We start from the raw sequence: 15,309 nt of genomic DNA on the forward strand, positions 1-15,309 counted from the left end.
CGCGGATCTGCCCAAAGTTTTCGTGCCCGAAGGCCCAGTGTATGACCGAACAGATTCAAGTGGACATCTTAGTACCTGCCCACCTGGCCGGTCACAGGTTGGACCAGGTAGCAGCGGAATTAATTCCCGAGTATTCCCGCGCCCGCCTGCAGGGCTGGATCAAGAGCGGTGAACTGACCGTCAACGGGCGCCGCGCCAAACCCAAGGACAAGCTGTTCGGCGGTGAGCAGCTTGTCCTGCGTGCCGAACTGGAGCCGCAGGGGGAGTGGCAGGCCGAGGACCTGTCCCTGGACGTGGTTTACGAGGACGGCAGCCTGCTGGTGATCAACAAGCCCGCAGGGCTGGTCGTGCATCCGGCAGCGGGGAATCCCGACGGCACCCTGTTGAACGGCCTGCTGTACCACTGCCCAGCGCTGCAAAATATTCCCCGTGCCGGCATCGTGCATCGGCTGGACAAGGACACCAGTGGCCTGATGGTGGTGGCCAAGACATTGACTGCCCAGGCAAACCTGGTTGACCAGCTCAAGGAGCGCTCTGTCAGCCGCCTTTATGATGCAGTGGCCCAGGGGGCCATGACCGCAGGAGGTACCGTCGATGCCCCGATCGGTCGACATCGACAGAACCGCCTGAAGATGGCGGTACTGTCCGCCGGCGCCGCCGGGGCCAAAGAGGCGGTGACGCACTATCGGGTGGTGGAGCGTTTCGCAGCGCATACCCTGCTGCGCTGTCAGCTGGAGACCGGCCGCACCCATCAGATCCGGGTCCATATGGCGCATATCCGCCATCCGCTGGTCGGGGATCCGCTCTACGGCGGGCGCGGCCGCCTGCCCGCCGGCGCCTCCCCGGAATTAGTCGAGACGTTGCAATCGTTTCCACGCCAGGCGCTACATGCCGCCGAGCTGTCACTGCAGCACCCGGAAACCGGGGAGACGCTGAGCTGGAGTGCAGCGATGCCGGAGGATATGCTGAACTTGCTGGAGAGGTTACGGGCAGGCTGAATGCCCGGCCTGGGGTATCAGCAAGGCCCACATTTAATTCATCGCGTCATTTTCTGTCAGTGCCGCGATCTCAGGAGACATCATGGCCCCCGATCACTATCTGTTCCCGGACTGGCCCGCCCCTGCCAGAGTCCGTGCGGCTGTCACCCTGCGCGGCGGCGGTCACAGTGAGGGTCCTTACCAGTCTTTCAATCTGGGCAACCACGTCGGCGACAACGAGGCTGCGGTATCTGCCAACCGCCAACAGCTTCGACAGGAGCTGCAGCTGCCCTCGGAGCCCCAGTGGCTGGAGCAGATTCACAGCGACAAAGTAGTGGAAGCACACGCTGACGACGTGGTACGGACTGCCGACGCCGGCTTTACCGGCAGTCAGGGAGTGGTTTGCGCAGTACTGACGGCAGACTGTCTGCCAGTGCTGCTCTGCGATCGGGAGGGAACGCAGGTGGCTGCAGTGCACGCCGGCTGGCGCGGACTCGCCGGAGGCGTGGTGCGCAACACGGTAGCTGCCCTCGACAGCAGCCCCGAGAACCTGCTGGCCTGGCTGGGGCCGGCAATTGGCCCTGACGCTTTCGAGACCGGTGTTGATGTGCTCGAGGCTTTTTTTGAAAGTGCCCAGAATGCGGAGCACGCCGAAAAAATGGCGCAATGCTTCCGTCCGCACTCACAGAAACCCCTGCACTTTCTCGCCGATATCTACGGGTTGGCCCGGGCCGAGCTGGAAAGTCTCGGTGTCAGCGACGTGTATGGCGGTGATCGCTGCACGGTCTCTGACGCTGAAAACTTTTACTCCTACCGCCGTGATAAAACCACCGGCCGTATGGCTTCCCTGATCTGGCTGGAGTCCTGACCAGCCGAAAGTCCACACGTCGCGTATTGAAAAAGCCTCAACCGGCCACACATCTGTAACTAGACTCAGAAGCTGTGCTGTCGCATCAAACTGTAAGAGGATTTTTCCGTGCGCATAGACCGTATGACCAACCCGCTCCAGTCAGCGATTGCCGATGCGCAGTCGATCGCTGTCGGCCGCGACCACAACCAGATTTACCCCGAACATCTCCTGCAGGCACTGCTTAACCAGAACAATGGCAGTGTGCCCGCCTTCCTGTCCCAGGCCGGTTTCAACCTGAACGGCCTGCGTAACGACCTGGCCAAACGCCTCGATGCACTGCCGACCATCAGCTCACCCACCGGCGATGTGGGCATGTCGCAGGAGCTGGTGCGCCTTTTCAATCTCGCCGACAAAAAGGCCCAACAGAATGGCGACTCCTTTATTGCCAGTGAAACCGTGCTGCTGGCGGCCTTCGATTCGGCGGCTGGCGAGGTGGCAAAAATCCTGCGCGCCAATGGCGATGTAAAACAGCTGGAGGAGGCCATCAAAAAAGTGCGCGGCAGTGAAAAGGTTGATGATCCTTCTGCCGAAGATGCACGCCAGGCGCTGGACAAATACACCATGGACCTGACCGAGCGCGCCGTGGCTGGCAAGCTGGATCCGGTGATCGGTCGCGACGATGAAATCCGTCGCACCATTCAGGTATTGCAGCGCCGCACCAAGAACAATCCGGTGCTGATTGGTGAGCCGGGCGTGGGCAAAACCGCCATCGTCGAGGGCCTTGCCCAGCGTATCGTTAACGGCGAAGTACCCGAGGGCCTGAAGGACAAGCGCCTGCTGTCGCTGGACCTCGGTGCCCTGCTGGCCGGGGCCAAGTTCCGTGGTGAATTCGAGGAGCGCCTGAAAGCGGTGCTCAACGAGCTGTCCAAGCAGGAGGGACGTGTCATCCTGTTTATCGACGAGCTGCACACCATGGTCGGCGCAGGCAAGGCGGAGGGCGCCATGGACGCCGGCAATATGCTGAAGCCGGCTTTGGCGCGCGGGGAGCTGCACTGTGTGGGTGCAACCACCCTGGACGAATACCGCAAATACATCGAAAAAGATGCCGCACTGGAGCGCCGCTTCCAGAAAGTATTGGTGGATGAGCCCACCGAGGAAGACACCATCGCCATCCTGCGCGGATTGAAAGAGCGCTACGAAGTGCACCACGGCGTGGATATCACCGATTCGGCAATCATTGCCGCCACCCGGCTCTCCCAGCGTTACATTACCGATCGGCAGTTGCCGGACAAGGCCATCGATTTGATCGATGAGGCGGCCAGCCGCATCCGTATGGAAATCGACTCCAAACCGGAGGCAATGGACAAGCTGGAACGCCGGCTGATCCAGCTCAAGATCGAGCGCGAAGCGGTCAAGAAAGACAAGGATGATGAGGCGGCGCAGAAACGTCTCGCCAAGCTGGAAGAGGACATCAACCAGATCGAGAAAGAATACGCCGATCTGGATGAGGTCTGGAAAGCGGAAAAGGCCCAGCTCGCCGGCAGTCACGATATCAAGGAAAAACTGGAGCAGGCCAAGCTGGATATGGAGGCGGCGCGCCGTGCCGGTGACCTCACCCGTATGTCCGAACTCCAGTACGGGGTGATCCCTCAGCTGGAACAGCAGCTGCAGGCGGCGTCCACCGCTGATACCGAGGCCGCGGAAGAGCCGCGCCTGTTACGCAACCGCGTCACCGACGAGGAAGTGGCGGAAGTGGTCTCCCGCTGGACCGGTATCCCGGTGTCGAAAATGCTCGAGGGTGAGCGCGAGAAACTGCTGCGCATGGAAGAGGCACTCCACACCCGCGTCATCGGCCAGGACGAAGCGGTGAATGCGGTCTCGAACGCCGTACGCCGTTCCCGTGCCGGCCTTGCCGACCCGAACCGGCCCAACGGCTCTTTCCTGTTCCTCGGCCCCACCGGTGTGGGCAAGACGGAACTGTGCAAGGCGCTGGCCCAGTTCCTGTTCGACACAGAGGACGCGATGGTGCGGATCGACATGTCGGAGTTTATGGAGAAGCATTCCGTCGCACGCCTGATCGGCGCGCCTCCAGGCTATGTGGGTTACGAGGAGGGCGGCTATTTAACCGAGGCAGTGCGCCGCAAACCCTACTCGGTCATCCTGATGGACGAGGTGGAGAAAGCCCACCCCGATGTCTTCAATATCCTGCTGCAGGTGCTGGAAGACGGGCGTCTCACCGATGGTCAGGGCCGTACGGTGGACTTCCGCAACACGGTGGTAGTAATGACGTCCAATCTGGGCTCGGACCTGATCCAGAAATACGCCAGTGCCAAGGAAGAGGATGAGCTGGACAGCGAGATTCGCTACCAGCAGATGAAGAGCGCTGTGATGGAGGTGGTCGGTGATCATTTCCGGCCGGAATTCATCAACCGTATCGACGAGGTGGTGGTCTTCCATCCGCTGGGTCGCGAGCAGGTGCGCGAGATCGCCGAAATCCAGCTGGATCATCTCCGTCGGCGCTTGGCCGACCGGGATCTCAATCTGGAAATCTCTGATGAGCTGTTGAATAAGCTTTCCGAGGTGGGTTTTGATCCGGTCTACGGCGCCCGTCCGCTGAAGCGTGCCATCCAGATGTGGCTAGAAAACCCGCTGGCCCAGGAAGTTCTGGCCGGTAAGTTTGCTCCCGGTGATACCATTCACGCCGGAGTCGAGGGCGACAAGGCGGTATTCCGCACCTGAGCCCCTGGGGGCGGCGGGTAACTCCTCGCCGCCTTTTCCTTTCTCTCCTTCCGCGGTTTGGTGCTGGCTGTCAGGGCGCAGCAATTATCCTTTCTTAAGTTCTCACTCCTCTTTATCGCTTACCGGTGCCGGTGGAGCGCTGCCGTAGCTGGTGATTGCCTATGCTGAGAGCGACGGTGCGCTCGGGATTACGAGGCGTCCGGCGAACAGTGGTAGATAAGAAACGGGATTTCGAGTGGCGGCAAAAAACCGAGTATTCAACAAGCCCATGCTGCTGATGCTGCTCGGTTGCCTGCTGCTGTTCGGCGGTATTTTTGCCTTCAAGATGTTCGGCAAAATGATGATGAATCGTGCCTTTGACACCATGGCCCTGCCACCGGCCACGGTCACTTCGGCGATGGTAGAGATGCAGACCTGGCAGGAGCAGCTGACGGCAGTGGGCACACTGCGGGCGGTCAATGGTGTGGACGTCACCACCCAGGCCCAGGGGGTGGTCAGCCGAATCTATTTCGAGTCCGGAGAAACGGTGCAGCGAGGGGCTCTACTGGTGGAGCTCGCCGCTGAGCCTGAGCGGGCGCAGCTCAAGGTGCTGGAGGCGGAGCTGCAACTGGCGCGCCGGGATCATGAGCGGATCAAGAAGTTGCATGGTCGTGGTGTGACCACCGATGCGGAGCTCGATGACGCCCTGAGTACCCTGGAGCAGGTGCTCGCCAGTATTGAGGTGCAGCGCGCTACCGTGGCCGAGCGGCGGGTGACAGCACCGTTTTCCGGCCAGCTGGGAATTCGTATGGTGGATCTGGGGCAGAATGTCAGTCCCGGCGATGCGGTGGTATCCCTCCAGCAACTGGCGCCCATTTATGCCGATTTCTCGCTCCCGGAGCAACACTTTGCGCGCCTGAAGATCGGGCAGGTTGTCTCTGTCCGCACCGGTGCGTATCCAGAAACCCGCTTCCCCGGCAAGATCACCGCGATTGATCCCCGCGTGGACAGTGAGAGTCGCAATTTCCTTGTCCAGGCCACCTTGCCGAATGACGCGCAGAAGCTGCGGCCCGGCATGTACGCTGATGTCACCCTAGGGCTTGCCGCAGAGCGCAGTGTGCAGGTGGTGCCTCGCACCGCCATCCGGTTTGCGCCTTACGGCAATTCAGTTTTTGTGTTGGAGAAATCGCCTGAGGGAGAGGGACTTGTGGCCTACCGCCGGGTCGTGCAAACCGGAGAAGAGCGCGGCGATCTGGTGGAGATCCTTAAGGGGGTGGAAGCCGGTCAGCAGGTGGCGACCAGCGGGCTGCTGAAACTGCGCAACGAGGGTGCCGTATCGATCAACAATGAAAACACGCCACCAGCGAAGAGCGACCCCAACCCGGCGAATCGATGACGGATGACCAGATGCAGCTAGGGAAGCGCGGGTGAACTTTACCGAGATCTTTATTCGCAAACCGGTACTGGCCACGGTGGTGAGTCTGTTCCTGTTGCTGCTGGGCCTGCGCGCTGCAACAGAGCTCAATGTGCGGGAATACCCCGAGCTGGAAAATGCGGTCATCACCGTCAGTACTGTTTACGTGGGCGCAGATGCTGATCTGGTGCAGGGATTCATCACCACGCCCCTTGAGCAGGAGGTGGCGACCGCCGACGGCATCGATTACATGGTATCCACCAGCGTACAGGGGCTGTCCACGATTCAGGCCTACGTGCGCCTCGGCTATAACGCCAACGAAGTGCTCACCCAGGTGGTGGCCAAGGTCAACAAGCTACGCAGCGAGCTACCGGAGGAATCCGAAGACTCCACTGTGGATATGGCCATCGGCCAGACCGTGGCCGCCATGTACCTATCGTTCTCATCCGAGTTACTGGATAACAACCAGATCACCGATTACCTGACCCGCGTGGTGCAACCCAAGCTCTCCACCATCCCGGGCGTACAGCGGGCGCGGTTGCTTGGCAATCGCACCTTTGCCATGCGTATCTGGCTGCGACCAGCGGACATGGCAGCCTTCGGGGTGACACCGGGCGATGTGAGTGCCGCGTTGCGGGTCAACAATGTGCTTTCCGCGGTCGGCAGTACCAAGGGCACCATGGTGACCGTGGAAATTTCAGCCGATACCGATATCGCCACCGAAGAGGCATTCCGGCAGCTGGTAGTGCGCTCTGATGGCGATCGAATCATTCGCTTGCAGGACATTGCCGAGGTTGAACTGGGCTCCGAGTCCTACGAGAGTTCGGTCACATTTAACGGACGATCGGCCACCTTTATTGCCGTCGAGGTGGCTCCGGATGCCAATGCGCTGGAGGTGATCCGCACGGTACGGAAAAAGCTGGAGGGGGAAATCTTTCCGCAGTTGCCCCAGGGCATGATTGGCGAGATTCCCTACGACAGCACCGAGTATATCCAGGACTCCATCAATGAGGTGATCAAGACCATTGTCGAGGCGGTACTGATTGTCATCGTGGTGATCTACCTGTTCCTCGGCTCTTTGCGCAGTGTTGTCATTCCGGCGGTGGCCGTTCCCCTGTCACTGATTGGCGCATTGTTTCTGATGTTGCTGATGGGATTTTCCATCAACTTACTGACCCTGTTGGCGATGGTGCTGGCCATCGGCATTGTTGTTGACGATGCCATTATCGTTCTGGAAAACGTGCACCGGCATATCGAAGAGGGGATGAGCCCGAATGAGGCCGCCATCGTGGGAGCGAGGGAGCTTGCCTGGCCAGTGGTGGCGATGACAACGACCCTGATCGCGGTTTATCTACCTATCGGCTTTCTCGGCGGACTCACCGGCACGCTGTTTCTGGAGTTTGCCTTTTCCCTGGCCGGGGCAGTGCTCCTGTCCGGCGTCGTGGCCCTGACCCTGTCACCGATGATGGCATCAAAAATTCTTCGTCCCCATAGTGAGGAAGGCGGATCGCGGCTTGAGCGGTGGCTGGGGAAGCGATTTGATCGCCTGCAGGAGGGCTACCAACGCCGCCTGCACAGTGCACTAGATTATCGGTTCGTAATCCTGGTGTTCGGCTTGATCGTCATCACCAGTTGTTACTTCCTGTTTATTACCAGCCCGGCGGAGCTGGAGCCGGACGAGGATCGCGGCTTTGTGCTGACAATTTCCTCTGCCGACGCCTACGCCACGCTGGATTATCTGGAGCTCTTCACCCGCGAGCTGGATGTGATCGCCGAGCGTCATCCGGAAGTGGAAAATCTCTTCCTGCTGAATGGTGTTGGCGGTGCTGCCAATGCTACCAACAGTGCTATCGCCGGCTTCGTGCTGGACTCCTGGAATAAGCGCAAAAAGGGCACTCAGGAGATGCAGGAGATCATCAGTGAAGAGGTGACGCAAATCGCAGGGCTCAAGGTGGCAGTGGTGGTGCCACCCAGTCTGCCCACCGCCGGTGGTAACCTGCCGGTGGAATTTGTGATCGGCTCTACCGAGCCGATGGAAAACCTGGCCGGCTTTGCCGATGAAATCATGGGCAGGGCGCTGGCCAGCCGCAAGTTTATCTTTCTGGATTCGGATCTGAAGATCGACAAACCCAAGTTGGCGGTCACCATCAACCGGGACAAGGCGGCCTCGATCGGCGTCACCATGGCGGAAATCAGTCGGGAGCTGGGGGCTATGATGTCGGGGGCGTATGTGAATCGCTTCTCCCTCGACAACCGTAGCTACAAGGTGATCCCCCAGGTGGTACGCCGGGAGCGGCTGACCGGAGAGCAGTTGAAACAATATTATATTCGCGCCGGCAACGGTCAACTGGTGCCGATGTCCACGCTGGTAAACCTGCGGGAAACCGTTGAGCCGCAGCAGCTGAAGCGTTTCCAGCAGTTGAATGCCGTCACCATTTCCGGTGTTCCCCGTCCCGGTATTACCCTCGGCGAAGCCCTGGGCATGCTCGAGAGTGCGGCAACGGAGATCCTGCCTGCGGGTTACTCCGTCGATTACTCGGGGCAGTCCCGCCAGTACAAGGCCGAGGGCTCGGAACTGGTCCTCACTTTCTTTTTTGCCCTGATCGTCATTTACCTGGTGCTGGCCGCTCAGTTCGAGTCCTGGCGCGACCCGCTCATCATGCTGGTGACCGTGCCCATGAGCGTTTGCGGGGCGATGATCTTTGTCAGCCTCGGATTCACCACGATGAATATTTATACCCAGGTGGGGCTGGTGACCCTGATCGGAGTGATCTCCAAGCACGGCATTCTGATTGTGGAGTTCGCCAACAAGCTGCAGCAGGACGGCCATGGCAAGCGCGAAGCCATCGAGATGGCAGCGGCGATTCGCCTGCGTCCGATTCTGATGACCACTGCTTCCCTGGTGCTGGCGATGGTGCCGCTACTGGTCGCCGCAGGCCCCGGTGGTGGAGCCCGCTTTGCCATGGGGCTGGTGGTGGCCACGGGAATGACGATCGGCACCCTGTTCACAATATTTGTTGTGCCCGCCATGTACTCCTATCTGGGACGTGACTACGACCAGTACGCCGAGGAGGCGGCTAGGGTCTGAATACGAATATCGACAGAGGCCAGGAATCTGTGCTGTTGAAGGGTTATACGCGAATCCCTGTTGGTGCCAGTGGGCCGACCCTATACTGCCGGGCAGCTCAATCCTGTCTGGGGGTATCTTCCTCCCGATGAAGTTTGGGTTCTACTGTGGAGGTGCAATCATGCGTTCACTGCAATTCTTTTTTTCTCGATTTGTGCTGGCACCAATGATGCTGGCAGCCCTGTACTGCGGATCCCTGCAGGCAGATGAAAGTAAAACGATCGCGCAGAATGCCGCCGGTGCCGATCAATTGTCTACTCTGGTGGCGGCAGTCAAGGCTGCGGAGCTGGTAGATACGCTGAATAGCGAGGGTCCCTTTACCGTATTTGCGCCGACGAATGATGCCTTCGCTGCACTCCCGGCCGGTACCGTGGATATGCTTCTCAAGCCGGAAAACAAGGGCAAGCTGCAAAAGATTCTTGGTTATCACGTGCTACCCGGCAAAGCCACCGCGGAAGTCGTCATGGAGCTGACCAAGAAAGGTGGAGGGCATGCCAAAGTTGCTACGGTGCAGGGTGAGGAGCTGACCCTGAAGGTCGATGGCGGCAAAGTCATGGTTACCGATACCAAAGGGAACACGGCCACGGTAATTCAGGCTGATATCATGAATTCCAATGGTGTGGTACATGTTATTGATGGCGTGCTGATGCCGACGAAGAAATGAGTTGGTTGTCGGTCATGCACAAAGGCGACTCTACGGGGTCGCCTTTTTTATGCAAGGAAGAACTTATTGGGTCGCGTGGGGAGTGCCGGATCGTTAGGAGAGGGAGCTGCCGCTGCAAGCCAGCGGCTGGTCTGTATCCGGATTTAGCAGTTTTCGGCGATGATGCTTCTGGCGCGGGCAATGCGGGCCTGGCGCTCTTCCTCGGGCAGGACGCGCTGTTTGCCGTCGGTGCCGATCTCGCGCACCCGATTGTGGCTGGTTAGTGATTCCAAATTAGTGCGCGCCAGACGACAGCGTTGCGCCCGCACTGCCATCTCGGCTTTTGTAAGCTGTTTGACCTCGGCATCCTGATTATTCGGCGCCGCCTCCGCAGGTTTATCTGCCGCTTTCTCTGCAGTTTCCGCTTCGCCCTCTACCGAGGCCTGCGTTGCCATCTGCTCGGATTCCCACTGACGGTAGCGCTCGGACTTGGGCTTGCGAACGACTTCTACCTGCTTTTCCGACTGAGGAGGTTGTGATCCGAAATGCACCACGCCATTCTCATCCACCCATCTGTAGATGCCGTCGGCTTGGGCGGCCAGTGCCAGGGTCAGTGTCGTAACTGTTGCGAACATCGCGAGAGCAGTGCGCATGAAAGGCCTCAGTCTTATTCGATCTTATTAGGTTGGACGTCAGTGCCCATTGTACAGGCCCCGGCGAGCTTGCCCACTACGTCTTTAACACTTTGGCTTGAAAGTGTCGGTAAAGGACGTACTTCGGTTGACAGCTCCCGCTGAGTTTGGAGAATCTGGGCCCTCCTCGACAAGCAGAGACCGCCGCGCACCCTGCGGTCCGCTCGCCTTACCGGCGGGCAGGGTTCCTGCCTCCACCGGGCCAACCGCCCGTCAACATCCGTCGAGACGGCTCTCCCCACCCCCGGAGGCCTGATAGTCCACAGTGGTTTCGACCGCTGGGGATCGACGCACCCCGCTGAGCGATGAAGTTATCCTAAAAATCGTCCGAAAAGTGCGTTTCAGGCTGATATTCGTCACCTTTTTCCTTTACAATCGCGTCTGACATCCTCGTTGGGCAGTGGTTTTCGGTCTTTCGGGTGATGATTGTCCTAATTTTCGTAAAAACTTAGGGGGCTCCCGTGGAATTACTCTCCGGCGGCGATATGTTGGTTCGCGCGCTGCAGGATGAAGGGGTAGATCTGATCTTCGGCTACCCCGGTGGGTCGGCGTTGCATATATATGATGCCATCTTTCGGCAGAAAAAGATCAAGCATGTTCTGGTGCGCCATGAGCAGGGCGCCACGCACGCGGCAGATGGTTACGCCCGCTCTACCGGCAAGGTGGGAGTGGTGCTGGTGACTTCCGGGCCCGGCGCGACCAATGCCATTACCGGCATTGCCACTGCTTACATGGACTCGATTCCCATGGTGGTGATTTCTGGTCAGGTACCCAGCGACAAGATCGGTGAAGACGCCTTTCAGGAAACCGATATGGTGGGGTGCTCGCGCCCGATCGTGAAGCACAGCTTTCTGGTCAAGAATGCCGAAGAAATTCCGGCGGTGATTAAAAAGGCGTTTTACATTGCCAGTACCGGTCGCCCGGGGCCGGTAGTGGTCGATATCCCCAAAGATGTCACCAACCCGGCGGACCGCTTTCCGTACCGGTATCCGGAAAAATTACGCATGCGTTCCTATACGCCAGCAGGTAAGGGGCATACCGGGCAGATTCGCAAGGCCATAGCGCTGCTGCTGTCGGCCAAGCGCCCGGTAATCTATGCCGGTGGCGGTGTGGTTCAGGGTGAGGGCTCCCAGCAACTGACAGAGCTGGCGCAACTGCTCAACTTCCCGGTTACCAATACCCTGATGGGGCTCGGAGCCTACCCCGGGACGGATCGCCGCTTCCTCGGCATGCTCGGAATGCATGGCACATTCGAGGCCAACACCGCCATGCACCACGCGGATGTGATCCTGGCGGTAGGTGCGCGCTTTGATGATCGCGTGACGAATACACCCAATAAGTTTTGCCCGGGTGCAAAGATCATTCACGTGGATGTGGACCCGGCCTCCATTTCCAAGACGATCGTTGCCGACGTCCCCATCGTGGGTACAGTGCAGTCGGTACTTGGCGATATGCTTGAGATGCTGAGGGCCTCCGATGAGCAGCCGGACCAGTCTGCAATTGTTGACTGGTGGCGGCAGATAGAGGACTGGCGCGAGCGGCATGGCATCTATGCGGCGCCCCGGTACCGCACGGATGGCGACATGTTGATGCCGCAAGAAGTGATCCGTGCGGTGCACGAAATCACAGAGGGGGATGCATTTGTCACCTCTGACGTGGGCCAGCACCAGATGTTTGCAGCTCAGTACTATCTGTTCGACAAGCCGCGTCGCTGGATCAATTCCGGTGGTCTCGGAACCATGGGGTTCGGTTTGCCCGCCGCTCTGGGGGTGAAGATTGCTCATCCGGATACCGAGGTGCTGTGCGTCACCGGCGAAGGCAGTATTCAGATGTGTATCCAGGAGCTGTCCACTGCGACCCAGTACCACCTGCCGGTGAAGATCCTGTGCCTGAACAACCAGGCGCTGGGCATGGTGAAGCAGTGGCAGGAGATGCAATACGAGGGGCGCTTGTCCCATAGCGTATATGAAGAATCCTTGCCGGATTTCGTCAAGCTGGCGGAGGCCTATGGCCATCTCGGCATGAAGATTCAGCATCGTGACGAGCTGTACGGAAAGTTGCGCGAGGCGTTTGCGATCAAGGATCGCACGGTCTTTATCGATGTTTATGTCGATCCATCGGAGCATGTCTATCCGATGCAGGTGATGCCCAGTGGCTCCATGCGGGATATGTGGCTGAGTAAGACGGAGCGGACTTAGGGAATCATCGAGATGCGCAGAATAGTTTCAGTATTGATGGAGAACGAACCCGGCGCGCTGTCCCGTGTTGTAGGGCTGTTTTCCCAGCGTGGCTACAACATCGAGAGCCTCACCGTCGCGCCGACCGAGGATCCCACCCTGTCCCGGTTGACCCTGGTCACCATCGGTGACGACCACAAGATCGAGCAGGTCACCAAGAACCTGAATAAATTGATCGATGTGGTGAAGCTGGTTGACCTGACAGAGGGGGCTCATATCGAGCGGGAGTTGCTGCTGGTAAAGGTGCGGGCCACAGGTGCTCAGCGTGATGAAGTAAAACGCAGCGTGGATATCTTCCGCGGCCAGATCGTCGATGTCACCAGCAACATGTACACCGTTCAGGTGGCCGGCACCAGCGAGAAGCTGGATGCTTTCCTGCTGGCTCTTGGTGAACACACCATCATGGAGGTGGTGCGCTCTGGGGTGTCGGGGATTGCCCGCGGCGAAAAAGTTTTGAGTGTTTGATTTAGCAATAAACAGGAATAGAACAATGCAAGTTTACTACGACAAAGATTGCGACCAGTCCATCATCCAGCAGAAAACCGTTGCCATCATCGGTTACGGCTCCCAGGGTCATGCCCACGCCAATAACCTGAAGGACTCCGGAGTCGAAAACGTGGTAGTGGGGCTGCGAAAAGGTTCCAGTTCGTGGGCTAAAGCAGAAAAGGCTGGCCTGCGTGTTGCCGAAGTGGCTGATGCGGTCAAGGACGCAGACGTGGTGATGATCCTTGCTCCGGACGAGTATCAGGCGGCCATCTACCGTGAGCAAATCGCTCCCAACCTGAAATCCGGTGCGGCCCTGGCCTTTGCCCATGGTTTCAATGTTCACTTCGAGCTCATCGAGCCGCCGAAAGATGTGGACGTGATCATGATCGCGCCCAAGGGGCCCGGCCACACTGTGCGCTCCACCTATCTCGAAGGCGGCGGTGTGCCGACGCTGATTGCGGTCTATCAGGATGCCTCTGGCAACGCGAAGGAGCTGGCGCTCTCCTATGCTTCCGCAAATGGTGGTGGCCGTTCCGGTATCATCGAGACCAACTTCCGCGAGGAGACTGAGACTGACCTGTTTGGTGAGCAGGCGGTCCTGTGTGGTGGTGTTTCAGCGCTGGTTACCGCTGGCTTCGAAACGCTGGTCGAGGCGGGCTACGCTCCCGAAATGGCTTACTTCGAGTGTCTGCATGAGCTGAAGCTGATTGTCGACCTGATGTATCAGGGCGGCATCGCCGATATGCGCTACTCTATTTCCAATACCGCCGAGTACGGCGATTACGTCACGGGTCCGCGGATTGTTACCGAAGAGACCAAGGCGGAAATGCAGCGCGTGCTGAAAGACATTCAGGCGGGGCGCTTCGCCAAGGACTTCATGCTGGAGTCACTCGCCGGCCAGCCTCGCCTGAAAGCGGAGCGCCGTATCGGCGCCGAGCATCAGATCGAGCAGGTGGGCGCTAAACTCCGCGCGATGATGCCCTGGATCAAGGCCAACAAAATCATCGACAAGACCGAGGGCAACAGCTGAGGCTGGTGCTGGATCTTCGATCGGAAAAGCGGCGGGGGCGACCCCGCCGCTTTTTTTTGGGCTGTGCCCGGGCGCGGACTTCACTGTACACTCGCCGGTTGCGTGATGCATAAACGGAGAAGCTATGAGCGACAAAGGGGAAGAGAATAAAGACCGGAGCGAAGACGCCGCGCGCACTTCCGCGGAAGAGATCCGGTTACCCATCGACGAGCACGTTGAGGAGGAGGTCTCTGCGAGCGGCAAAAAAGTACGCGCCCGGGGTGTCTACCTGTTGCCCAACCTGATTACCACCGGTGCATTATTCAGTGGCTTCTATGCCATTGTTGCCGGCATGGGTGGCAATTTCGAGGCCGCTGCTATTGCTATCTTTGCCGCCATGATCCTCGACGGTCTCGATGGCAGGGTTGCGCGGCTGACCGACACCCAGAGCGCTTTCGGCGTTCAATACGACTCCCTGTCGGACATGGTGTCTTTCGGTCTGGCGCCAGCGTTGGTGGTGTTCAGTTGGGGCCTTGGCCCACTGGGCAAGCTTGGTTGGGCCGCCGCCTTTCTGTATGCCGCCTGCGCTGCCTTGCGGTTGGCGCGGTTCAATACCCAGGTCGGCACCGTGGATAAGGGCGTCTTTATCGGCTTGGCCAGTCCGACCGCTGCGGCAATCGTCGCCAGCATGGTCTGGGCTGGGCACGATGCGGATGTAGGAATGGGGCTTGGTATTGTGGCAGCGCTTGTCACAGCGGCAGCTGGCCTGCTGATGGTGTCCAACTTCCGCTATACCAGCTTCAAGACCCTGGACTTCAAGGGGCGTGTGCCTTTCGTCATGATGCTGGCGGTCATTCTGATCTTCAGCTTGGTGACCATCGACCCGCCTCGGGTCCTGCTGGCGCTGGCGGTCGTTTATACGCTGTCAGGTCCGGCCACCTGGTTCTGGCGTGTGACCCGGGAGCGAAAGCCGGTTTCAGCTTTGGCTGGAGAATCGGAGAAGGAGTCTGACGACAGCAATCAGGGGCAAAATTAGTGCCAGTCCGCTGGTGAACCCCGGTTTGTGATACTAGAGTTACGAAGTGGCGACAGGGAAACTTGTCGCCCGAGGCCAAGGCCTCTCCTCCCGCGCCGGATCTTTCCGGAAATGCTCGCG

11 protein-coding genes are annotated in these 15,309 nt (G+C 59.1%); 10 read left to right on the plus strand and 1 reads right to left on the minus strand.

The window, feature by feature from the left end:
• Positions 1-41: 41 nt before the first annotated feature.
• From rluD to AUP74_RS07205, 6 genes are all read left to right on the plus strand, one after another.
• Positions 42-998, plus strand: coding sequence for a 23S rRNA pseudouridine(1911/1915/1917) synthase RluD (gene rluD, locus AUP74_RS07180; RefSeq protein ID WP_069946982.1), 957 nt, complete (start codon positions 42-44; stop codon positions 996-998).
• A gap of 82 nt (positions 999-1,080) precedes the next feature.
• Positions 1,081-1,845 (plus strand): peptidoglycan editing factor PgeF, encoded by a 765-nt coding sequence (gene pgeF, locus AUP74_RS07185; protein ID WP_069946983.1) that lies wholly within the window; start codon positions 1,081-1,083, stop codon positions 1,843-1,845.
• Positions 1,846-1,953: 108 nt separating this feature from the next.
• A complete protein-coding gene (gene clpB, locus AUP74_RS07190) occupies positions 1,954-4,566 on the plus strand; it encodes an ATP-dependent chaperone ClpB (protein ID WP_069946984.1) in 2,613 nt (870 codons plus the stop codon).
• 235 nt (positions 4,567-4,801) lie between these two features.
• Positions 4,802-5,941: an efflux RND transporter periplasmic adaptor subunit gene (locus tag AUP74_RS07195; RefSeq protein WP_226999909.1), complete on the plus strand. Its 1,140-nt coding sequence runs from the start codon at positions 4,802-4,804 to the stop codon at positions 5,939-5,941.
• Between the two features lie 31 nt (positions 5,942-5,972).
• Entirely contained in the window at positions 5,973-9,047 is a 3,075-nt protein-coding gene (locus AUP74_RS07200) for an efflux RND transporter permease subunit (RefSeq protein ID WP_069946985.1), read from the plus strand.
• A gap of 160 nt (positions 9,048-9,207) precedes the next feature.
• Positions 9,208-9,750, plus strand: a complete 543-nt coding sequence (locus AUP74_RS07205; RefSeq protein ID WP_083261100.1) for a fasciclin domain-containing protein — start codon at positions 9,208-9,210, stop codon at positions 9,748-9,750.
• A 143-nt stretch (positions 9,751-9,893) separates the two neighbouring features.
• Here the strand turns inward: AUP74_RS07205 and AUP74_RS07210 are convergent, their stop codons facing one another.
• On the minus strand, positions 9,894-10,382 hold the full coding sequence (locus AUP74_RS07210) for a DUF4124 domain-containing protein (RefSeq protein WP_069946986.1): 489 nt from the start codon (positions 10,380-10,382) through the stop codon (positions 9,894-9,896).
• A gap of 500 nt (positions 10,383-10,882) precedes the next feature.
• On the opposite strand from AUP74_RS07210, the gene AUP74_RS07215 reads away from it, so the two are divergent.
• The 4 genes from AUP74_RS07215 to pssA all read left to right on the plus strand — a co-directional run bounded on the left by AUP74_RS07215 (position 10,883) and on the right by pssA (position 15,189).
• Positions 10,883-12,619 carry an acetolactate synthase 3 large subunit gene (locus tag AUP74_RS07215; RefSeq protein ID WP_069946987.1) on the plus strand — a complete coding sequence of 579 codons (1,737 nt, stop codon included), beginning with the start codon at positions 10,883-10,885 and terminating at the stop codon, positions 12,617-12,619.
• A gap of 12 nt (positions 12,620-12,631) precedes the next feature.
• Positions 12,632-13,123: an acetolactate synthase small subunit gene (gene ilvN, locus AUP74_RS07220; RefSeq protein ID WP_069946988.1), complete on the plus strand. Its 492-nt coding sequence runs from the start codon at positions 12,632-12,634 to the stop codon at positions 13,121-13,123.
• A gap of 25 nt (positions 13,124-13,148) precedes the next feature.
• Positions 13,149-14,174 (plus strand): ketol-acid reductoisomerase, encoded by a 1,026-nt coding sequence (gene ilvC, locus AUP74_RS07225; RefSeq protein ID WP_069946989.1) that lies wholly within the window; start codon positions 13,149-13,151, stop codon positions 14,172-14,174.
• A gap of 124 nt (positions 14,175-14,298) precedes the next feature.
• Positions 14,299-15,189 carry a CDP-diacylglycerol--serine O-phosphatidyltransferase gene (gene pssA / locus AUP74_RS07230; protein ID WP_083260859.1) on the plus strand — a complete coding sequence of 297 codons (891 nt, stop codon included), beginning with the start codon at positions 14,299-14,301 and terminating at the stop codon, positions 15,187-15,189.
• Positions 15,190-15,309 lie beyond the last annotated feature (120 nt).

This window comes from Microbulbifer aggregans, assembly GCF_001750105.1.
GTDB classification, from domain to species: Bacteria; Pseudomonadota; Gammaproteobacteria; order Pseudomonadales; family Cellvibrionaceae; genus Microbulbifer; species Microbulbifer aggregans.